We start from the raw sequence: 21,295 nt of genomic DNA, 5'->3' as shown, positions 1-21,295 counted from the left end.
TCAATGCACGTTCAGCACATGCGCGTGGTTGCTCGCAACCATGAACGATTCTCGGGCTGTTTCCAGGTCGCATCGGCCTGCGATTGCTGCGAGGCAGTTCTTGCGTGCTTCTTCGTATTCGGGGCCGTGATCGTTGGGCCAGCGGTACATCAGCATGTCGAGTGCGATGAGCGGGCTGTAGATTTCCAGTGCCGCGCAAAGCGGCAGATGGATAGCAACCGGCTTGATCCACTCGGCGTGGTGACAGGGTTCAGTTTTATGAATGAGCATCGGATCCTCCTTCCCATGGTCCTCTGCGCGAACCGCAAATTCACGTATTAGTTCCCGTTCACGAAAAAAGTGAACAGAGGAGGGGTATCTTTTTTCCCAAGATGAATGGAAGATGAATGAACCGAAGATGAACGAAATCACCACAAGAGCGTTATTAGCATACGCTCATGATACAGGAGGGCCGATCATGTTCAACCTATCTGGCATTCAGGAAAGCTTTTTTGGCGAACGCACCGCTGGTGTATGCCAGGCGATTACGTCAGCACTGGCATTTGAATCGGGTCTGGAAAAGTCCAGCATCTCCGCTTCTGTCGATAATGATGTGATCTATCTGGAAGGCACGGCCGACTCGGTCGAGGCAATCGATATTGCGATCAACCTTGCATCGTCGATTTCCAATTGCCGTATCCTCAGCCACATCGAGCCTTGCTACTGATGTGACACCTTTGCCGGGCGGTGTTCGCCCGGCCGGCGGCTGCTTCTATTGAGCGCTGCCGATCTGCTTGCTGCTAACAGTGTCGCCCTTGGCGATGCCAAGTGTCTTCGCAACGCCGCCATTCAGTTCCAACACGTAACGGACGGGTCCGCGAGAACTGATGATGTCTTCCGAATGCGGTACGGCATTGGCGCTGACGTGCGTTACCTTCCCAGCTTTTGAAATAAACACCATGTCGAGTGGAATGAGCGTGTTGCGCATCCACATCGTTACTTCGCGATCTGTTCCGAAATCGAACAGCATGCCGTTCTCTGGCGCCATGGACTTGCGGAACATCAATCCCTGTTCGCGCTGGGGGTTCGTCGTGGCCAGTTCGACTGTAAAGTCGTGGGTCTTTCCATCAGCAGTCTGAATGGACAGCGGCTCGGACGTGAATTTTTCCTGGGCCGCGAGGGGCAGGGCGGACACAATGCAAAAAGTGAGCGCCACAAGGGCACTCACTGCAAATTTCGAGATAGTCTTGATCATCAATGTGCCATTCCAACCGTAACAGGGTTATCGGGGTGGATTTCCGCCGCCATCAAGCCCTTGTCTCCATCGCCGAAACGAACGAGCACGACCTGTCCCGGACGCAGTTCGGCGAGACCGAAGCGGCGCAAGGTTTCCATATGTACGAAAATATCTTCCGTGCCTTCACCGCGCGTCAGAAAGCCGAAGCCCTTGGTTCTGTTGAACCATTTCACGATTGCGCGCTCAAGCCCGCTGGATGGCGTGACCTGCACGTGGGTGCGAACCGGCGGAAGCTGGGATGGGTGGATGGCCGTGGACTGGTCCATGGAAAGAATGCGGAACGTCTGGTAGCCACGGTCCCGCTGCTGGATGAGCGCCACGATGCGTGTGCCCTCGAGAATGGTCTGAAAGCCATCGCGTCGCAGGCACGAAACGTGTAAGAGAACATCCTGCATGCCGTTATCCGGCACGATGAAGCCGAAGCCTTTGGCAACATCGAACCATTTGACAACGCCGGTGATCTCGATGAGGTCTACCGCATCGCTCGAAAGGTCTTCGAAATCGATCACATTTTTCGACGACATTCTATCAGCCATTTCCGCCCAGCCCCTCTACGCACGCACCACTACCGGTCAACTGATTCCCTGAAGATAGATTAACATCTTGGTAACGGTTTCGCGCAAGCCCTAGTTTTCGATTTATCCACCTGCTTTTATGTCTCTGGGCTTGCTCAGGGCTGACTTACCTGCCGTAACGGCAAGATTAAAACGCGAAGGACTTACCTGCCGTAACGGCAAGATTAAAACGCGAAGGAGAAGTACATGCGCTATCTGCACACGATGGTTCGGGTAAAAGACCTCGAAAAATCCCTGAATTTTTACGGTGAACTGTTCGGTTTGGAAGAAGTTCGGCGTATCGAGAACGAAAAGGGGCGTTTTACGCTCGTTTTTCTGGCCGCGCACGACGATGTACCCGCTGCGCGTGACAATAAAGCGCCTTGCCTTGAGTTGACCTACAATTGGGATGCCGAGGATTACACGGGTGGACGCAACTTCGGCCATCTGGCCTACGAGGTGGACGATATCTACGAAACCTGCGCCAAGCTTCAGGCCGGTGGCGTTACCATCAATCGCCCGCCGCGCGATGGTCACATGGCCTTCGTGCGTTCACCTGACGGTATTTCCATCGAGATACTGCAGAAAGGCGCAAGCCTTGCACCAGCCGAGCCGTGGATATCCATGGAGAATACCGGCTCTTGGTAAGCTGATTCCTTTTCAATGAGGCATCGAGATACCGCAGCGCTGGCGCGACTGGCCGGGCAGGCATCGTCAAATGACGAAAATGCCTATCCAGTGTCGGCAGCGCTGTGATAGAGGGTCGGTGAAGTTGAAAAGAATTTGCGGAGGCTTTGCCTTGAAAATCGTCAACGGTAAATCGGCATACACAGCTCAGCGCTGTCTCTCTGTCGTGTTCCTTATGGCGCTTTCAGGCTGCGTTTCTGCTGTTTCGGACGACAAGAACGTGTCTGCCGCGCTGACGCCGGCAACGACGGCAGCCCCCGCCGCAACAGCGCAAGCAGCCGTAGCGAATCACGGTCAGAACACTGGATATGTCGATCCCGCCATGGTGTCTGCACAGGGTGCCACAGCACCCGCCACCCATGTCGCTGCAACGCCACCACCACAGGGCACGCCGCAGGTTTACGGTCAGGCACCACAAATTTCAGGTCTTTCCACGCAGCCCACTGGCATTTCCGCAAGCTCGCTGAGCATTTACGCAAATTCCCAGCCGGTCGCGGCTACACCAGCGCAAGCGGTTGAAACTGGTAGCGTTCCGGCCTATGCGCCAGCGCCGAAGGTCGCGCCAGCATTGAACAGCGTCTATTCCGCGCCAGCGGTCGTTCAACCGCCTGCCAACACTGCCGCTGCGGCGGTGGCCGAGCAACATTCTGCCAGTGCCGTGCCCGCACCGGTTCCCACTGCCGCGCCTGTCGTTGCGCAGGCGGCGCCGACGAAAACCACCAATCCGGTTGAACCGGCAAGCGTTCCCATCGCGGCATTTTTCGCAAGCGCTGCAAAAAAGCGCGGCTCTGCGGCGACGGCTGGTTTTACTCAGGTCGCGGCTCTGCCGGGATCGAGCGTCGGGCAACAGGCAGCAGGCATTGCGCTCAACGGTCGCGCGTCGATGACGGATGAGTTCGACGATACGCATGTCGATGAAGACGATAAGCCTGCGGGCCTGATGAAACTCGCTTCTCTCTCCGGTCTCAGTCGCATATCGCCCAACGGGCTGCTGGTGCAGACGGAGCAGGTCAATGTGGGCTGCTTCAAGCCTGAAATGATCAAGCGCATCAAGGAAGTCGAGGCGCATTACCGGCGGCCTGCCATGGTAACTTCAGGTTACCGGCCACCCAAGGCGACGACGCAGGGCTCGAAACATTATACTTGTGATGCTGCCGATATTCAGGTCAGTGGCGTCACGAAGTGGGACCTCGCCAACTATCTCCGCTCTCTGCCGGATCGCGGTGGCGTTGGTACCTATTGCCACACCGAATCGGTCCATATGGATCTGGGTGAACCACGCGACTGGAACTGGCGCTGCCGCCGAACCGGCAAGACCTCCAACTCCCTGTAAAGCAGAACGCCCCACCTTGGAAAAGGCAGAGCGCTCGATTTTCATTCAGATAGCGCGAACGCTAGATCAAGGCGCTTATGGCGTTGCAGGAGCCGGTGCGGCTGGTGCAGGTGTCGCCGGTGCAGGCGTTGATGGTGCTGGCGTCGCGGGTGCGGGTGTTGCCGGAGCCGGTGTTGCAGGCTGCGTCGTTGTCGCGGGCGGCGGGCTGGCCGTTGTCCCGGTCGTGCTTGTGGTTTGAGAGCCAGTCATAAAATAGGCGACTGCCAGAATAACGACGATGGCCGCAATGACGATAGTCACGGTACGATTGTTCATGAATGCATCCTCCAAATCACCCCCATGCCGATAATCGGCAGGCACGATGACCACATAACAATGTGGTATCAGCGTGATTGGTTTCAACTACAGGCATTATTCCGCTGTATACGCATCCGTATTCTCAACCCTCGGCAAGCCGAAGGTGAGGTTTTGGGAGCGTTCTGATAACGCTTGAGATCGCGATTGAAGGCACGTTGAGAAAGTTTTGGAAGATAGTGGGAAGTGGTGAGAGGCGTGGGACTCGAACCCACGACCCGCGCATTAAAAGTGCGCTGCTCTACCAGCTGAGCTAGCCTCTCTCACCATTTTCGTCTGCGCGTCTCAATCGCCTTATCGGCAAAACTACGCTTGTTCCGGTTGGCGGCGAAGCGCCCCTCGGAAGTGGGCGGAACATAGGGAGGGGCAGGTCTGCGGTCAACCCATAAAAACGCGATTATTTCTCCGTCCTGCGTTTTTTTGTCGCTGATACAAAAAGATGATTGGTCGTAAGGGGTTGGCGGCGCTAAATGCATTTCGAAATCTCGCGGAGTTCTGCCTTGTCCATCGCCGATATATCCCTTTTCACAGCGCTTCTGGCGGGTGCACTGTCGTTTCTGTCGCCCTGCGTTCTGCCGCTGGTGCCGCCCTATCTGTGCTACATGGCCGGTGTTTCCGTCGAGCAGTTCCGTGATGACCAGTTTGACGCAAAGCCGCAGGTGCGAAAAGCCGTCATGCTGGCGGCACTGTTTTTCACGCTGGGGTTTGCCACGGTTTTCATCGCTTTGGGGGCAGGGGCATCCAGCATCGGCATGGTACTGCGGCAGAATCTCGATATTCTGGCAAAGATCGGCGGCTTCATCATCATTCTGATGGGTCTGAATTTTCTCGGCGTCTTCCGCATCGGCATGTTTTCGCGCGAGGCGCGTTTTCAAAGCGGCGGCAAGCCTGCGACGCTGTCGGGTGCCTATATCATGGGGCTCGCCTTTGCCTTCGGCTGGACACCCTGCATCGGCCCGGTGCTGGGTGCCATTTTAGGCGTTGCCGCATCGCGGGACACGGTGGGTGACGGCGCCATGTTGCTTGCAGTCTATTCGGCGGGTCTTGCCATACCGTTCTGGATTGCCGCTGCCTTTTCGGGAAGCTTCATGCGGTTTCTCGCCCGCTTCCGCCGCCATCTTGGCGTGGTGGAAAAGGCCATGGGCGTGCTTCTGGTGCTGACCGGCATTGCCTTCATGTCCGGTTTCGTCACCAACGTAGCAATCTGGTTTCAGGAAAGCTTTCCAATCCTCATGCAAATCGGCTAAACGCTGCCGGGGCATAAAACACGGCGAGGGGAGCCATGGCCGACATCGCCGGATTGCTGTTTCCATTTTTCGGACTGATTTTCATCGGCTATCTGGCCGGGCGCATCACCCGCCAATCTGCCGAAGCAATGGGATGGCTGAACACTTTCATCATCTATGCCGCATTGCCCGCGCTGTTCTTCAAACTGGTGGCAAAGACGCCGGTCGATCAACTGGCGCGCATGGATTTCGTGGGCCTGAGCCTTTTGGCGACCTATTCCATTTTCGCACTGCTGTTCGTCATTGGTTACGTTGTCCGCCGCAACAGTCTGGCTGATTCCACCATTCAAAGTTTTGCGGGAAGCTACGGCAATATCGGATACATGGGCCCCGGCCTTGCGCTGCTGGCTTTCGGTGAACGGGCGGCGGTGCCGGTGGCGCTGATCGTCTGTCTGGAAAACGCCATGCACTTCATCACCGCACCGGCACTGATGGCGTTGGCCGGTGGGGACAAGCGGTCACCACTGAAACTGGCGGGTGATGTGACGAAGAAGGTGCTGACGCATCCATTTATCCTGTCGGTCATTGCAGGGTTTCTGGCGGCTGTCATCGGCTGGGCACCACCGCAGCCGGTGCAGCAACTTGTGGATTATCTGGCGCAATCGGCAGCACCCTGCGCCCTGTTTGCCATGGGGGTGACGCTGGCGCTGCGACCTTTGAAGCGTGTGCCGGTCGAGGTCAGCTATATCGTCCCGGCAAAGCTCATTTTGCACCCGCTGCTGGCCTATGCCATTCTGTCGTCGTTTGGAAACTTCGATCCCGTCTGGGTCTCGACGGCGGTGCTTCTCGCGGCACTCCCCACGGCAACGAATGTCTTTGTCATCGGCCAGCAATATCAGGTCTGGCAGGAGCGCGCCTCGGCAACCATCCTGATTTCCACGGTGCTTTCGGTGTTTACCGTGACGGGCGTGCTGTATGTCATCCGTTCCATGAGCGTCTGAGGCTGCCAACCAGAAGAGACGGCAGCGCCTTCAACCCACGGCCCGGCTCGATGCCTTCTCGCATGACCAGACCGCGCAAGGGTCCGACGTTGGAAAGCACATGCAGGCCTGCTGCGCGCGCCACCTGCATCGGCAGGAAGCTGGACAGAAGCGAGCGGTTGAGCAGATCGACGCTCAAGGTACGGCTCACCACATCTGCGCGGCGGCGACGGTCGAATGCGTTGCCTGCATCGGCGGGAATGGGTCCGCCCGTCAACGTGCCCAAAAGCTCCGTCAAGACAATGATATCACGCAGGCTGAGGTTCAGGCCCTGCGCGCCAATGGGCGGAAAGCCGTGTCCCGCTTCACCCACCAGTGCCACGCGGCCCTTGCCGAAGCGATGGGCGGTCATGCTGGAAAGCGGCCATGTCTGGACGCTGTCTTCGACGGTTACGGAGCCGAGCATGGACTGCATGCGCTCTTCCACCCGAAGGCTCAGTTGATCGAGCGGCAGCGCGGAGAGTTCCGCAGCCTGTTCCGGCGTTACCACCCAGACGAGGCTGGAGCGGTCGCCCGTCAATGGTACCTGCGTAAACGGGCCTGTCGGTGTGTGGAACTCGGTGGAGACATTGCCGTGCGGGCGGGTGTGGGCGAAGTTCAGCACCAGCGCCGTCTGCGGGTAGGACCATGTGCGCACGCCGATTTCGGCGACCTCGCGCACCCTGGATTTGCGGCCATCGGCACCGATCAAAAAGTTTGCCGAGATGTGCTCACCGTTATCGAGCGTGATGGTGGCATCGTGCTGACCGATATCGATGGTCTCGGCGACCGCGTCGATGACGGTGATGTTGTTTTCCTGCGCGACCGCTTCGCCAAGCGCCGTCAGCAGTGCTTCGTTCGGCATGTTCCAGCCAAAGGCAGTTAGGCCGATTTCGGAGGAGCGGAAGGCGACGGTCGGCGCGCGCAGAAGACGATCGGTTCCGTCGATGATCTGCATCGTGGAAAGCTTGGCGGCGGATGGCTCGATCTTTGACCAGAGGCCGAGGCGGTCGAGAAAGCGAATGGACTGGTCCATCAACGCCGTCGTGCGCTTGTCTACCTTTTCGGTTTTCGGCGCAATCAGCGCCACACTGCGACCGGAACGCGCCAGCGCAATGGCGGCGATTTGTCCGGCAAGGCCAGCACCAACGATAGCGATCTCGACGTTTTTCATCGTGTCGTTCCAATTCTGACGCGCATCCACGTCTGCAACATAGGATTTCCGGCCCGGCAAATCCAGACGGCAGATGTGTCGCGGAGGCCATGATCCTGATGTAAAATCCATATTAGTCCGAGGATAAGCCGTGAGGAATGGTTGCAAACAGCGATGAATGGTCGCATACCGGAGTGGATATTGCGGATTAAAGCGAGGCGCATGCGCTGATGAAGATATTCAAATACAAGCGCGTGCCCTATGCAGAGATGCGGGCCTTCTCGGTTCACATTCTCACTGCATCCGGTTCTTTCCTTGCGTTTCTGGGCGTTGTGGCGGCCGCTGAGCATCGCTTCGTTGATATGTTCTGGTGGCTGGGTCTAGCGCTTGCTGTCGACGGTATCGATGGACCCATTGCCCGCAAGGTGCGGGTAAAAGAGGTTCTGCCCAACTGGTCCGGCGATACGCTCGACAACATCATCGACTACGTGACCTACGTCCTGCTGCCCGCCTTCGCGCTTTATCAAAGCGGCATGATCGGTGAGCCCTGGTCCTTCGTGGCTGCAGGCATGATCGTGGTGTCCAGCGCCATTTACTACGCCGATATGGGCATGAAGACGGACGAATACTTCTTCTCCGGCTTCCCCGTGGTCTGGAACATGGTGGTGTTTACGCTGTTCGTCATAGATGCGAGCGCGACGACGGCCATGACCGTCGTGACCATTTCGGTCATCCTGACCTTCCTGAATATCAATTTTCTGCATCCGGTGCGCGTCAAGCGTCTGCGCCCGCTTAACATGACGATTTTCCTCGTATGGTGCGTGCTCGGCGGTTATTCGCTTCTGCTGCATTTCGACACGCCGACATGGGTGGCCGTGGGCGTGGCAATTACCGGGCTCTATCTTTATTGCGTCGGTGGGATCATGCAATTGTTTCCGAAACTCGGCACCCGTACGGAATAGTAAAAACAGTCGTTCAAAACTTGCATGCCCGGTCTGTTTTGCAGTTGTGCGCAGCCATAAAACCGGTATTTAGTATCAATAACGGGCACTGCCCAATTTTCGTGCATGGTTATCGATCCGGCGGCTCAACACTTCATAGAAAGTGCGGCACCGGGTTGGAAAAGGGGAACAGGTGACGGGATCGGTGACGTCTGGGGCCTTGCCTCTATTGTCCGTTCGCCAGCTGACCAAGCTGTTTGGAACATTCGGCGCTTGCAATGCGATCGATCTCGATATTGCGCCCGGTGAAATTCATGCGCTGCTGGGTGAGAACGGGGCTGGAAAATCCACGCTGGTCAAAATGCTGTTCGGCGTGCTGGAACCATCGGCAGGCGACATCCTGTGGAAGGGTGAGCCGGTTCGCATCACTTCTCCGGGTGAGGCGCGCAAGCTCGGCATCGGCATGGTCTTCCAGCACTTCTCGCTGTTCGAAGCGCTGACGGTCGCCGAAAACATCGCACTGTCTCTGGACCCGAAGATTTCATTGAAAGAGATTGCCCGCGAGGCGGAAGCGCTGTCCAAGGCCTATGGTCTGCCGCTCGACCCTTATGCCCACGTCGCCGACCTTTCGGTGGGCGAGCGCCAGCGCATCGAGATCGTGCGTGCGCTGTTGCAAAACCCGCAGCTCATCATTCTGGATGAACCGACCTCCGTGCTGACGCCGCAGGAGGCCGACCGTCTGTTCGAAACACTTGCGAAGCTGAAGGCCGAGGGCCGCTCGGTACTCTACATCAGCCATCGTCTGGAAGAGGTGCAGCGCATCTGCGACCGCGCGACCGTTCTGCGTCATGGCCAGGTGACCGGCGCCTGCGATCCGCGCAAGGAAACGCCGTCCTCGTTGGCACGCATGATGGTGGGTTCGGATGTCGCGGGCATTCAGCGCGATGACACTTGCACCATTGGTGACGTGAGTGTGGAGATGATCGGCCTTTCGGTCGCGGCCCGCACGCCGTTCGCCGTTTCGCTCAAAGATATCTCCATGACCGTCCGCTCCGGTGAGGTTCTGGCCATTGCCGGTGTTGCCGGAAACGGGCAGGGGGAATTGTTCGATGCGCTTTCCGGTGAATATCCTGTCGCGAAGGATGACTCGATATTTCTGCGTGGCAAGCCGGTGGGGCGCATGGGCATCAATGGCCGCCGCCTGCTGGGTGCCGGTTTTGTGCCGGAAGAACGCCACGGCCACGCCGCGGTGCCGACCATGACGCTATCCGACAATCTGCTTCTCGCCCGCTGCCGCTCCGACAAAAAAGCCTTTTTGACCGGCGGTTTTCTGAAGGTCATCCGCAGTTCCACAATAAAGAATGCAGCCAAGCGTATTTCCACCTCCATGGATGTGCGCAAAAGTGGGGATGATCCGCTGGCGGGATCGCTTTCAGGCGGAAACCTGCAAAAATTCATCGTCGGGCGAGAGCTGGATCGCCAGCCCTCCGTGTTGGTCGTCAACCAGCCGACATGGGGCGTGGATGCCGGGGCCGCAAGCCGCATTCGCCAGGCGCTGGTCGATCTCGCCAAGGCAGGCTCTGCGGTTATCGTCATCAGCCAGGACCTGGATGAAATCTTTGAAGTGGCCTCCAGCATTGCCGTCATTTCCGATGGACGTCTGTCGCAATCCTACCCGGCGGGCGAGATGAACCGAGAAAAGATCGGACTTTTGATGGGCGGTGTTCACGCGGGACATGCGGAGGCTGCCGCACATGCGCATTGAGCTCGAAAAACGTACCGGCGTTTCCAATCTCTTCGCCATTCTCTCGCCTCTGCTGGCGCTCGCCCTCACGCTGGTCTTCGGCGCCATCATGTTTGCGTTACTGGGCAAGAACCCGTTCAGCGCGCTCTATTGCTTCTTCATCGATCCGCTCTTGGAAGTCTGGTCGCTGCATGAGCTGGCGATCAAGGCGGCACCGCTGATCCTCATCGCGGTCGGCCTGTCGGTCTGCTACCGCTCCAACAACTGGAATATTGGTGCTGAAGGACAGTTCACCATTGGCGCGATCACCGGTTCCATCCTGCCGGTGCTTTATCCGCAGTGGCAGTCGCCAATGATCCTGCCGCTGATGCTCATCATGGGTGCTGCCGGTGGCGCGCTCTATGCGGGCATTCCGGCGCTGCTCAAAACGCGTTTCAACACCAACGAAATCCTGACCAGCCTGATGCTGGTCTATGTCGCGCAGCTGTTCCTGGACTGGCTGACGCGGGGTATCTGGCGTGATCCGGCTGGCTATAATTTCCCGCAGACGATAGCCTTCAACGAAAGCGCCGTGCTGCCGGAAATTCTCGAATCCGGTCGCGCCCATTGGGGCATCGTCTTTGCCATCATCGCCGCCATCGCGCTGTGGTTCATGATGCGCTTTATGCTGAGGGGCTTTCAGGTCACCGTGCTGGGTCAATCGCCACGGGCAGGACGCTTTGCCGGTTTCTCCTCGCGCGGCATGGTGTGGTTTTCGCTGGTGCTATCTGGCGCGCTGGCGGGTCTCGCCGGTATTTCCGAAGTCTCCGGCTCCATCGGCCATTTGCAGCCGTCCATTTCGCCCGGTTACGGCTTTACCGCCATCATCGTTGCATTTCTCGGTCGCCTGAATCCGCTCGGCATCATCGCCTCCGGCTTCGTGCTGGCGTTGACCTATCTCGGCGGCGAGGCGGCGCAGCTTTCCATCGGCGTGTCCGACAAGGTTACGCGCGTGTTTCAGGGGCTGATGCTGTTCTTTGTGCTCTCCTGCGATACGCTGATCATCTACAAAATCCGTATCCGTTTCGGGCGCGGCAACAGCAGCGAAGGAGCCGCATGATGGATATGTTTCAGGCGATCCTTCTGACCGTCATCACCGCTGCTACGCCGCTTGTTATCGCCGCTCTGGGCGAGTTGGTTACGGAACGGGCAGGCGTGTTGAACCTCGGTGTCGAGGGCATGATGATTATGGGCGCGGTCTGCGCTTTTGCCGCCGCCCATATCACCGGCTCGCCCTATATCGGCATTGTCGCTGGTATCGCATCCGGTGCCGTTTTTTCGCTGCTGTTTGGTTTCCTGACGCTGACGCTGGTCACGAATCAGGTGGCGACGGGACTTGCACTGACTATTCTCGGCCTCGGCGTGTCCGGCATGTTGGGTGAGACCTTCGTCGGTCTGCCCGGCGTCAAACTGCCGCCCATCGTCTTTCCGGTCCTGTCCGAAATCCCCGTCATCGGACCGGCTCTGTTCCGGCAGGATCTGATCTTCTATATGTCGATTGCGCTTGTCATCGGCATTGGCTGGTTTCTGTTCAAAAGCCGCACGGGCCTGAAAATCCGCGCCATTGGCGATAATCACGGTTCGGCCCATGCTCTGGGCATCAATGTCATCCGCACGCGCTACCTCGCCGTCATGTTCGGCGGTGCCTGTGCGGGGCTGGCCGGTGCGCAACTGTCGCTGGTCTATACGCCGCAATGGGTGGAAAACATGTCGGCAGGCCGCGGATGGATTGCGCTGGCGCTGGTGGTGTTTGCCTCCTGGCGGCCATGGCGGGTTCTGGCGGGCGGCTATCTCTTCGGCGCAGTTACCATCGGCCAGCTTCACGCACAGGCTCTCGGCATCGGTGTGCCATCCCAACTTCTTTCAGCAATGCCTTACATTGCGACTATTGTGGTCCTCATCATCATCTCCCATAATCGTCGCACAACGCTGATCAATACACCGGCATCGCTCGGCAAACCGTTCGTGCCGGACCGCTAAAAAACCAGGTTCACGCCTAACCAAGCAGGGGTAAAAATGAAGAAAATCATCATCGCACTGGCCGCCTCGGCCGCCGCCATCGTCGGGTCCATTCCCGCCGCGCAGGCCGCAGACGCCAAGAAGGTCTGCTTCGTCTATGTCGGCACCAAGACCGATGGCGGCTGGACACAGGCGCACGACATCGGCCGTCAGGAATTGCAGAAGCATTTCGGCGACAAGATCGAAACGCCGTTCCTCGAAAGCGTTCCCGAGGGACCAGACGCCGAACGCGCCATCGAGCGCATGGCCCGTTCCGGCTGCGAACTGATCTACACGACGTCGTTCGGCTTCATGGATGCCACCGTCAAGGTTGCCCAGAAGTTCCCGAAGGTGAAGTTCGAACACGCGACCGGCTTCAAGAACGCCGAAAACCTCGCGACCTACAATTCGCGCTTCTATGAGGGACGTTACATTCAGGGCCAGATCGCTGCCAAGATGTCGAAGAAGGGTGTCGCCGGTTACATCGCGTCCTTCCCGATCCCTGAAGTCGTGATGGGCATCGACGCCTTCGTTCTGGGCGCACAGTCCGTGAACCCTGAATTCAAGGTCAAGGTCGTCTGGGCCAACACATGGTTCGACCCCGGCAAGGAAGCCGATGCTGCCAAGGCACTGATCGACCAGGGTGTCGATATTCTGACGCAGCACACCGACACCACGGCCCCAATGCAGGTTGCTGCCGAGCGTGGCATCAAAGCCTTTGGTCAGGCATCCGACATGATCAAGGCCGGTCCAACCACGCAGATGACGGCCATCGTCGATACCTGGGGCGCTTACTACATCAAGCGCACACAGGCGCTTCTGGACGGCACATGGAAGTCCGAATCGGTCTGGGATGGCCTTAAAGACGGCATCCTCACCATGGCGCCGTACACCAACATGCCAGATGACGTAAAGAAAATGGCTGAGGAAACCGAAGCCAAGATCAAGTCCGGCGAATTGCACCCCTTCACCGGCCCGATCAAGAAGCAGGACGGTTCCGAGTGGCTGAAGGCTGGCGAAAAGGCTGAAGACAAGGTCCTTCTCGGCCTGAACTTCTACGTCGCAGGCGTAGACGACAAGCTGCCGCAGTAACGGTTGCGTCTAAAATTCTTCATCACTATCATGCCGCGCATATTGAAATATGCGCGGCATTTTTTTTGGAGAAAAAGATGAAGTTATTTCGGACGACAGAGATTCTTGAAGTCAACGACAGCGACCTCTCCGGCTCGACTTTCAATGATGCTAATCTTTCGGGCACTTCTTTCAACCAAATCAATTTTTCAGGTGCGTCCTTTAATGACAGCAACATGAGTGGCTGGTCCGTAAATGACGTCAACCTGTCTGGCTTGGCCATGAACGCCGTAAATTTGTCGGGTGCCGTTATCAAAAACGCTAATCTGACCGGTGCGCAGTTCTCTGGGTGCGGTTTGATGGGTGCTACCATCGAGGGGATCGAGATCAGCGAACTTCTGGCTGTCTATAAGGCAAACGGCCCCGTCAAATCCTAAGATTTCGATCTTGCTTTGATCTTTATGGCGCAACTGCTAAATGACCGACGCGTGCTCTGGTACGCGTCGTTTGTTTGTTACGGAGATACCAATGGAACGCAGTTGCCTTGCCGTCATTCTCGCTGCTGGTGAAAGCACACGGATGAAGTCATCCATGTCGAAAGTGCTGCATCCGGTGGCTGGGCGGGCGATGATTGCGCATGTGATGCAGGCTGTCGCAGGCGCTGGCGTCAGTGCCGCAGCACTGGTTGTTGGCCGGGATGCTGACAAGGTGGCGGATGCGGCGCGCGGTGCTGGCGTCAGCGTCGAGCCCTATCTCCAGAAAGAGCGTCTCGGCACCGGCAACGCGGTTCTGGCTGCGCGCGCCGCCATCGAAAGCGGGTATGATGACGTTCTGATCACCTATGGCGACGTGCCTCTGCTGACATCCGAAACGCTTGATAAGGCGCGTCAGGCGTTGAGCGAGAATGTCGATGTCGTGGTCATCGGTTTCCATACCGACAAGCCGACGGGTTATGGTCGTCTGCTGGTCGAGAATGGTGAACTCGTTGCTATCCGCGAGGAAAAAGACGCAACGGAGGACGAGCGCAAGGTTACTTGGTGCAACAGTGGCCTGATGGCGATCAATGGTCGTCGTGCGCTGGATCTTCTCATCCGCATTGGCAACAACAACGCCAAAGGCGAATATTATCTCACGGATATCGTTGAAATCGCCCGCTCACTGGGCGGCAAGGCCGTCGCTATCGATGCGCCTGAGACCGAATTGATCGGCTGTAACAACCGCGCCGAACTGGCCACCATCGAAAAGCTCTGGCAGGAGCGCGCGCGCCATCAGTTCATGATCGATGGTGTCTCGATGATTGCGCCGGAAACCGTATTCCTGTCCTGGGATACGCAGATTGGACAGGAGGCGCTGATCGAACCCAATGTGGTGATCGGGCCCGGCGTCACCATCGAATCGGGAGCCGTCATCCACGCCTTTTCGCATCTCGAAGGCGCGCATGTCAGCGGCGGCGCGACGGTTGGTCCCTATGCCCGTCTGCGTCCCGGTGCCAATCTGGGTGCCAATTCCAAGGTCGGCAATTTCTGCGAGGTGAAGAAGGCCGAGATCGGTGAGGGTGCCAAGGTCAACCACCTGACCTATATCGGCGATGCCTTTGTCGGTGCTGGAAGCAATATCGGGGCAGGGACGATCACCTGCAATTACGATGGCATCAACAAGCACGAGACGCGAATCGGCAAGAATGCTTTTGTTGGTTCTAACTCCTCGCTGGTCGCGCCCGTCAATATCGGGGACGATGCCTATGTCGCATCCGGTAGCGTCATCACCGCGGATGTGCCTGCCGATGCGCTTGCCTTTGGCCGTGCCCGTCAGGAGATCAAGGAAGGTCGCGCCACGGATATTCGAGCCCGCGCGCAGGCCATCAAGAACGCCAAGAAGAAGCCCTGACAATCGTAACGGATAGACATTGAAAGTGACCGCGGTTGCAATTGCGATTTTTGCGGAAATCGCTAGGACTTCGGCTATCAAAAGCATCGGATCGTAAGAAGACTTCGACCGACTCGATGCCCTAAATTTTTTTGGAGAATTGTATGTGCGGCATTGTTGGCATTGTTGGAACGCAGCCGGTTGCGGAGCGCCTCGTGGATGCGCTGAAGCGTCTGGAATATCGGGGTTATGACTCCGCTGGCGTCGCAACGATCCATGACGGCGCACTGGCCCGCCGCCGCGCCGAGGGCAAGCTGTTCAATCTGGAAAAGAAGCTGTCGGAAGAGCCGCTTCCCGGCCTGACCGGCATTGCCCACACGCGCTGGGCAACCCATGGCGTGCCGAACGAAACCAACGCCCACCCGCATTTCGTGGATGGCGTGGCCGTCGTCCATAACGGCATCATCGAGAACTTCTCCGAGTTGCGCGATGAGCTGACGGCAGACGGCGCCACCTTCACGACCCAGACGGATACGGAAGTCGTCGCTCAGCTTTTGGCAAAATTCACCCGCGATGGTCTTGATCACCGCGCCGCCATGCTGGCCATGCTCAACCGCGTCACCGGTGCCTATGCGCTGGGCGTCATGTTTCAGGATGACCCTACGACGCTGCTGTCTGCGCGTTCCGGCCCTCCGCTTGCCATCGGTTACGGACGTGGCGAAATGTTCCTGGGTTCGGACGCCATCGCGCTGTCGCCCTTCACCAATGAAATCACCTATTTGGTGGACGGCGATTGTGCCATCATCACCGCCAAGGGTGCAGAAATCATCGATTTCTCCGGTAAGCCGGTTCAGCGCCAGCGCCAGATTTCGCAAGCGACGGCCTATGTGGTGGACAAGGGCAACCACCGGCACTTCATGGAAAAGGAAATCTACGAGCAGCCGGAAGTCATTTCCCACGCGCTCAGCCACTATGTGCATTTCGCCGAAAAGCGCGTGAAGGATGCCGATCCGGCCATCGATTTTTCCAAGCTGAGCGGCCTTGCCATTTCCGCCTGCGGCACGGCCTATCTGTCCGGCCTCATCGGAAAATACTGGTTCGAGCGTTATGCGCGCCTGCCGGTCGAAATCGATGTCGCCTCGGAATTCCGCTACCGCGAAATGCCGCTTTTGCCGACGCAGGCAGCACTCTTCATTTCGCAATCCGGCGAAACGGCAGATACGCTGGCATCGCTACGCTATTGCCAGGAAAACGGCCTCAAGATCGGCACGGTCGTCAATGTTCGCGAATCCACCATGGCGCGCGAATCGGATGCGGTGTTTCCGATTCTCGCAGGTCCTGAAATCGGCGTCGCCTCCACCAAGGCCTTCACCTGCCAGCTGGCCGTTCTGGCTTCGCTCGCCATTGCCGCTGGCAAGGCCCGCGGCACGTTGACGGTTGAGCAGGAAACGGACCTTGTTCGAAACCTGATCGAAATGCCGCGTGTCATGAGCGAAGTGCTCAACGCCATCCAGCCGCAGATCGAAACCCTGTCGCGTGATCTCTCCCGCTTCAAGGACGTGCTCTATCTCGGTCGCGGCACCAGCTATCCGTTGGCGCTGGAAGGCGCGCTCAAGCTCAAGGAAATCTCCTATATCCACGCTGAAGGCTATGCTGCAGGCGAGTTGAAGCATGGGCCGATTGCGCTGATCGATGAGAACATGCCTGTCATCGTCATCGCCCCGCATGACCGTTTCTTCGACAAGACCGTATCCAACATGCAGGAAGTCGCAGCCCGCGGCGGCAAGATCATCTTCATCACCGACGAGAAGGGCGCTGCCGCCTCCAAGCTCGAAACGATGGCCACCATCGTTCTGCCGAACGTGGACGAAATCATCGCTCCGATGGTCTTCTCGCTCCCGATCCAGCTCTTGGCCTATCACACCGCAGTCTTCATGGGCACGGATGTGGACCAGCCGCGCAACTTGGCGAAGTCGGTGACGGTGGAGTAAATTCTCCTGGTTTCAACTCTTAAAAGTTGTGTTTTTGCTGTCCTTATGAAATCCTCAACGTCGTCACTTAATGTTGAGGGTTCATGTTCAATCACAGCTGGTTAACACGGTTTCTGGCGATCTCCATGATCGGGGGGTCTGCCGTCGCACTCTGCTTTTTAGCGCTGACGATACCTCAAAAAATCAACGAGGGCGCTTCCGATGCTGTAGCCGTTTTTGTCACGATTGCTTTGCTCTTTTTGTGGTCTCTATATGTCGGCTGCCGCTTCATCAGAGGAGACGCTTGGGCCTACCGTTGGGTTCTGGGGTTATTCGTAACCCAAATACCGATCGTTGCCTGGGGCCCGGTGGAAATGCGTTGGTCCACGGGGTTCGAAATACCGGTGATACTCAATGGCGTGCAGGAAAAGTTACTTTATCTTACATATCACGCCAATATCGGCTTTGAAGCGGGCTTTGTCTTCGGAGGATCGGTCGAGGAAACAGCCCTTGGCATCAACGTCTTTGCTCTCATTGCCAGCATCGTGCTTTTCCGTGCCCGAAAACGCGTTCTTTCAACAGATGGGGAGCACATAGAGGCGTCGGCGCAATAGCGCGATCGGCAAAGCTTTCATGCGCTGAGCTTGTGTAACCGATAATTCACTTGAAACACGGAACAGGTCTGGTCATTGTCCGTTCAAGAAGGTCTTCATCTCTTGAAGTTTCTCGAATGTATGCGGATTCATGACCGAAATTCCCGTCAAAATTTCTTTCGCAACACGCTTGCGCAACAGCTTCCTGACAGGCGTGCTCATCCTTGCACCTGTGACCATTACCATGTGGCTGGTCTGGACCTTCCTGCAATGGGTGGACAGTTGGGTTAAGCCCTATATTCCGGCGCGTTACGATCCCGAACAATATTTCGATGTCGCCATTCCCGGTTTCGGCCTTCTGGTGGCGGTCATCGGCATTACGCTGATTGGTTTTCTCGGCAACAACCTCATCGGCAAATGGATCGTCGGCTTTGGCGAGTCGGTGCTCAACCACATGCCTTTCGTTCGGCCCATCTACAAAAGCATCAAGCAGCTGTTCGAATCGGTTCTGAAGGAACATTCCAGCTCGTTCAAAAAGGTCGGCCTCATCGAGTTTCCATCGCCCGGCACATGGGCCATGGTTTTCGTGGCGTCGGATGCCAAGGGGGAACTGGCGTATCGCTTCAATGAAATCGGTCAGGAGATGGTGGCCGTCTTCCTGCCGCCAACGCCGGTGCCGACTGCGGGCTTCCTGCTGTTCGTGCCCAAAGACAAGATCATCATGCTGGACATGTCGCCGGAAGACGGCGCAAAGCTGTTGATCTCCGGCGGTCTCGTGGCCCCGGATTTCGAACTGCCCAAGGCGATTGCGCCGGTTTGACGGTCAATCGTCGTCAAAAACCTCGCCGCCAACTGTGGATGTCGAATGAAACACCGGCACGAACACGCGCATATAGACGAAGCGCACGCTCCATCCTTTTTCCTGGGCTTCTGCCCAAGCTTTCTTGCGGCCCGGCTTCTTGAAGTTCTTTCCGATGGCCTTCTTTTCACTTTTGGCGAAGGTCTCCGGCAGCAGCAGGTTGTCTGGTGAGCAAAGCGCGTAGCCTTTGCTGAAGGCTGCAGGCGGTAGGGGCATGTCATTCATGGTCGTTAGCCTGCATGGAGGAAACGGATCGCTTCGTCACGGCGATGGAGATAGAGCAGGGTGCGCAGATTGCGGCCTCGCTCGCTAGTTAGTTCTGCGTCGCGTTCGATGATATAGGCGGCATCCTTGCGGGCGATTTCCAGCAGGTCGGCGTGGGCTTCAAGGCTAGCGATGCGGAAGCCGGGCGTGCCGGATTGGCGGGTGCCGAGAAGTTCGCCTTCGCCGCGCAGCTTCAAATCCTCTTCGGCAATCAGGAAGCCATCTTCGCTATCACGCAGAATGGAAAGACGTGCCTTGCCGTTTTCACTGAGCGGTCCCTTATAGAGCAGAATGCAGGTGGATGCCTCGTCGCCACGGCCCACGCGCCCGCGCAACTGGTGGAGCTGGGCGAGGCCGAAATTTTCGGCATGCTCGATCACCATGATCGTCGCATCCGGCACATCGACGCCCACTTCCACGACGGTGGTTGCCACCAGCAGGCGGGTTTCACCAGTCTTGAAGGCGAGCATCGCGGCGTCCTTCTCCGGTCCGCTCATGCGGCCATGGATGAGGCCGATGTCTGCGCCGAGTGACTTGGACAGAACAGCATGGCGCTCCTCCGCCGACATGAGATCGGATTCCTCCGATTCCTCCACCAGCGGGCAGATCCAGTAGGCTTTCTTGCCTTCGGACAGTGCGCTTCTCAGCCGTGCAACGATATCGCCTATGCGCTCGGTGGGAATGGTCACAGTCGTGATCGGCTTTCGGCCTGCCGGTTTTTCCAGGAGTTTTGAAACGTCCATGTCACCGAAAGCGGCCAGAACCAGCGTGCGGGGAATGGGGGTTGCCGTCATGACCAGCATATGCGGCGAGATGCCCTTGGCAGTCAGCCGCAGGCGCTGGTGGACACCGAAACGGTGCTGCTCATCCACCACCGCCAGAACGAGGTTCTTATAGCTGACGCTATCCTGAAACAGCGCGTGGGTGCCGATGATGATTTGCGCTTCACCGGAGGCAATGCGCTCCTCGATCTCGCGGCGTTCCTTGCCCTTTGTGCGGCCTGTCAGCACCTCGCAGGAAATGCCGGCGGTGGCAGCGAATTTCGAGATCGTCGCGAAATGCTGGCGGGCGAGGATTTCGGTGGGGGCCATCAGCACGGCCTGGCCGCCAGCCTCGACGGCAGTCGCCATGGCCATCAGCGCCACCAGCGTCTTGCCCGCGCCGACATCACCCTGCAACAGGCGCAGCATGCGGTCTTCACCTGCCATGTCGGTGAGGATGTCCTTCACCGCAGCGCTTTGGCTTGCCGTCATCGAAAACGGCAGGTTCGCCAGAATTCTGGCGGCAAAATCACCTTTGGCGCGGATGGGTTGGCCGGTGACCTTGTGCAGTCTCTGGCGCACCAGCGCCAGCGAAAGCTGACCGGCCAGAAACTCGTCATAGGCGAGGCGACGTCTGGCAGGGGCTTGTGGGTCGATATCGGCCTCGTCCCGCGGATCGTGCAGATCGCGAAAGGCATCGGCGATATGCGGAAAGCTCTCACGTGCCGCCAGCGCTTCGTCGATCCATTCGGGAAAGACCGGCATTTTGGTGAGCGCGCCGTCAATGGCTCGCCGCAAGACCTTGGGCGAGAGCCCGGCTGTCAACGGGTAGACAGGCTCGACCAGCGGCAGGTTCTCGGCCTCCGAGACCTTTACCATAAAGTCCGGGTGCACCATGGAGGCGCGGCCATTGAACCAGTCGATCTTGCCGCTGACCATCACCTCTTCGTCCACCGGCAGGGCCTTGGACAGCCAGTCGCCTTTGGCGCGGAAGAAGGTCAGGGCCAGTTCGCCCGTCTCATCATGCAGGAAGACCCGATAAGGGGCAGACCGGTTGCCGGGCGGTGCCGGTTGGTGTCGGTCCACACGTCCCTGAATGGTGACAATGGCGCCCTGTGGTGCATGCGCGATGCCGGGTCGGTTGCGCCGGTCGATGATGTTGTAGGGCGCATGAAACAGAAGGTCGACAACGCGGCTTTCCTCGACGCTTTCCCTGCCCAAAAGCTTCGCCAGCAAATCGGCAAGCTTCGGCCCTACGCCGGTCAGCGTGGCGACGGTGGCAAACAGCGGATCGAGGAGGGCGGGGCGCATGGCGAGCAAAATCGTGGAAGGGCGTGCGCAATGCAAGAGCGGTGGGATGAGAAACTCGGTTTATCACCGGTAGATTTTCCGGCCTGTGGCGATATTTGCGTAAAAACCTGTTCCCAATCGTTCCTGTCCTGTTCTATAGGAGAGGCAACAGATGAATCTGATTGAAGGACGCTCCGCGATTACGAGGCCCGCTGTTTTCGGCCATCCTTTCCTCTCCTTCATCCCTGTGCTTGTCACAGGGATCCAGTCAGCCCAAGGACTTGGGCTGAAAAGACT

The 21,295-nt window shown here is 57.9% G+C and carries 22 protein-coding genes and 1 tRNA gene; 16 read left to right on the top strand and 7 right to left on the bottom strand.

Annotated elements, in window-relative coordinates; translation table 11 throughout:
* Positions 1-270, bottom strand: a complete 270-nt coding sequence (locus HRR99_RS09405) for a DUF982 domain-containing protein (protein ID WP_111838034.1) — start codon at positions 268-270, stop codon at positions 1-3.
* Between the two features lie 187 nt (positions 271-457).
* Between HRR99_RS09405 and HRR99_RS09400 the strand changes: the two genes are divergently transcribed.
* On the top strand, positions 458-706 hold the full coding sequence (locus HRR99_RS09400; protein ID WP_111838035.1) for a BON domain-containing protein: 249 nt from the start codon (positions 458-460) through the stop codon (positions 704-706).
* A gap of 45 nt (positions 707-751) precedes the next feature.
* On the opposite strand, the gene HRR99_RS09395 is transcribed toward HRR99_RS09400, so the two are convergent.
* Positions 752-1,234: a DUF192 domain-containing protein gene (locus tag HRR99_RS09395; RefSeq protein ID WP_233121342.1), complete on the bottom strand. Its 483-nt coding sequence runs from the start codon at positions 1,232-1,234 to the stop codon at positions 752-754.
* Positions 1,234-1,812, bottom strand: coding sequence for a cold-shock protein (locus HRR99_RS09390; protein WP_111838037.1), 579 nt, complete (start codon positions 1,810-1,812; stop codon positions 1,234-1,236). The genes HRR99_RS09395 and HRR99_RS09390 overlap by 1 nt, the downstream gene beginning before the upstream one ends.
* 225 nt (positions 1,813-2,037) lie before the next feature.
* Between HRR99_RS09390 and gloA the strand changes: the two genes are divergently transcribed.
* The 3 genes from gloA (at position 2,038) to HRR99_RS09375 (ending at position 4,088) form a co-directional block, all read left to right on the top strand.
* Positions 2,038-2,478, top strand: coding sequence for a lactoylglutathione lyase (gloA, locus tag HRR99_RS09385; protein ID WP_111838038.1), 441 nt, complete (start codon positions 2,038-2,040; stop codon positions 2,476-2,478).
* A 151-nt stretch (positions 2,479-2,629) separates the two neighbouring features.
* Complete coding sequence (locus tag HRR99_RS09380; protein ID WP_422387259.1) at positions 2,630-3,850, top strand: YcbK family protein; 1,221 nt, start codon at positions 2,630-2,632, stop codon at positions 3,848-3,850.
* 16 nt (positions 3,851-3,866) lie between these two features.
* Positions 3,867-4,088, top strand: a complete 222-nt coding sequence (locus HRR99_RS09375) for a hypothetical protein (RefSeq protein WP_233121340.1) — start codon at positions 3,867-3,869, stop codon at positions 4,086-4,088.
* 303 nt (positions 4,089-4,391) lie between these two features.
* On the opposite strand, the gene HRR99_RS09370 is transcribed toward HRR99_RS09375, so the two are convergent.
* Positions 4,392-4,467 (bottom strand) — tRNA-Lys (locus HRR99_RS09370).
* A gap of 237 nt (positions 4,468-4,704) precedes the next feature.
* Here HRR99_RS09370 and HRR99_RS09365 point away from each other — a divergent pair.
* Together HRR99_RS09365 and HRR99_RS09360 are read left to right on the top strand one after the other, a co-directional pair.
* The gene (locus HRR99_RS09365) at positions 4,705-5,451 is read left to right on the top strand and encodes a cytochrome c biogenesis CcdA family protein (protein WP_233121339.1); all 747 of its coding nucleotides are present in this window, start codon (positions 4,705-4,707) and stop codon (positions 5,449-5,451) included.
* A gap of 35 nt (positions 5,452-5,486) precedes the next feature.
* Positions 5,487-6,431, top strand: a complete 945-nt coding sequence (locus tag HRR99_RS09360; protein WP_233121337.1) for an AEC family transporter — start codon at positions 5,487-5,489, stop codon at positions 6,429-6,431.
* Here HRR99_RS09360 and HRR99_RS09355 read toward each other — a convergent pair.
* Positions 6,409-7,623 (bottom strand): UbiH/UbiF family hydroxylase, encoded by a 1,215-nt coding sequence (locus tag HRR99_RS09355; protein WP_233121335.1) that lies wholly within the window; start codon positions 7,621-7,623, stop codon positions 6,409-6,411. The two genes, HRR99_RS09360 and HRR99_RS09355, sit on opposite strands and share 23 nt — an antisense overlap.
* 209 nt (positions 7,624-7,832) lie before the next feature.
* Between HRR99_RS09355 and pcsA the strand changes: the two genes are divergently transcribed.
* The 10 genes from pcsA to HRR99_RS09305 all read left to right on the top strand — a co-directional run bounded on the left by pcsA (position 7,833) and on the right by HRR99_RS09305 (position 18,644).
* Positions 7,833-8,564, top strand: a complete 732-nt coding sequence (pcsA, locus tag HRR99_RS09350) for a phosphatidylcholine synthase (protein WP_233121334.1) — start codon at positions 7,833-7,835, stop codon at positions 8,562-8,564.
* Positions 8,565-8,736: 172 nt separating this feature from the next.
* The gene (locus tag HRR99_RS09345) at positions 8,737-10,308 is read left to right on the top strand and encodes an ABC transporter ATP-binding protein (RefSeq protein ID WP_422387258.1); all 1,572 of its coding nucleotides are present in this window, start codon (positions 8,737-8,739) and stop codon (positions 10,306-10,308) included.
* Entirely contained in the window at positions 10,298-11,386 is a 1,089-nt protein-coding gene (locus HRR99_RS09340; RefSeq protein WP_233121333.1) for an ABC transporter permease, read from the top strand. The genes HRR99_RS09345 and HRR99_RS09340 overlap by 11 nt, the downstream gene beginning before the upstream one ends.
* A complete protein-coding gene (locus HRR99_RS09335) occupies positions 11,386-12,306 on the top strand; it encodes an ABC transporter permease (protein ID WP_233121332.1) in 921 nt (306 codons plus the stop codon). Before HRR99_RS09340 ends, HRR99_RS09335 begins: the two co-directional genes overlap by 1 nt.
* A gap of 36 nt (positions 12,307-12,342) precedes the next feature.
* The gene (locus tag HRR99_RS09330; RefSeq protein ID WP_233121331.1) at positions 12,343-13,416 is read left to right on the top strand and encodes a BMP family ABC transporter substrate-binding protein; all 1,074 of its coding nucleotides are present in this window, start codon (positions 12,343-12,345) and stop codon (positions 13,414-13,416) included.
* A gap of 77 nt (positions 13,417-13,493) precedes the next feature.
* Positions 13,494-13,832, top strand: coding sequence for a pentapeptide repeat-containing protein (locus tag HRR99_RS09325; RefSeq protein ID WP_233121330.1), 339 nt, complete (start codon positions 13,494-13,496; stop codon positions 13,830-13,832).
* Between the two features lie 91 nt (positions 13,833-13,923).
* Complete coding sequence (glmU, locus tag HRR99_RS09320) at positions 13,924-15,282, top strand: bifunctional UDP-N-acetylglucosamine diphosphorylase/glucosamine-1-phosphate N-acetyltransferase GlmU (RefSeq protein WP_233121329.1); 1,359 nt, start codon at positions 13,924-13,926, stop codon at positions 15,280-15,282.
* 143 nt (positions 15,283-15,425) lie between these two features.
* Complete coding sequence (gene glmS / locus HRR99_RS09315; RefSeq protein ID WP_233121328.1) at positions 15,426-17,252, top strand: glutamine--fructose-6-phosphate transaminase (isomerizing); 1,827 nt, start codon at positions 15,426-15,428, stop codon at positions 17,250-17,252.
* An 83-nt stretch (positions 17,253-17,335) separates the two neighbouring features.
* Positions 17,336-17,845, top strand: a complete 510-nt coding sequence (locus tag HRR99_RS09310) for a hypothetical protein (RefSeq protein ID WP_233121327.1) — start codon at positions 17,336-17,338, stop codon at positions 17,843-17,845.
* Positions 17,846-17,975: 130 nt separating this feature from the next.
* Positions 17,976-18,644, top strand: a complete 669-nt coding sequence (locus HRR99_RS09305) for a DUF502 domain-containing protein (protein WP_045229030.1) — start codon at positions 17,976-17,978, stop codon at positions 18,642-18,644.
* A gap of 3 nt (positions 18,645-18,647) precedes the next feature.
* Here HRR99_RS09305 and HRR99_RS09300 read toward each other — a convergent pair whose 3' ends face one another.
* Positions 18,648-18,908 carry a hypothetical protein gene (locus HRR99_RS09300; protein ID WP_233121326.1) on the bottom strand — a complete coding sequence of 87 codons (261 nt, stop codon included), beginning with the start codon at positions 18,906-18,908 and terminating at the stop codon, positions 18,648-18,650.
* Between the two features lie 5 nt (positions 18,909-18,913).
* Complete coding sequence (gene recG / locus HRR99_RS09295; protein WP_233121324.1) at positions 18,914-21,019, bottom strand: ATP-dependent DNA helicase RecG; 2,106 nt, start codon at positions 21,017-21,019, stop codon at positions 18,914-18,916.
* Positions 21,020-21,295 lie beyond the last annotated feature (276 nt).

The organism is Agrobacterium vaccinii, from assembly GCF_021310995.1.
GTDB lineage: Bacteria > Pseudomonadota > Alphaproteobacteria > Rhizobiales > Rhizobiaceae > Agrobacterium > Agrobacterium vaccinii.
Note: the sequence above shows the minus strand (reverse complement) of the source record. Positions and strands in the feature narration are given on the sequence as shown.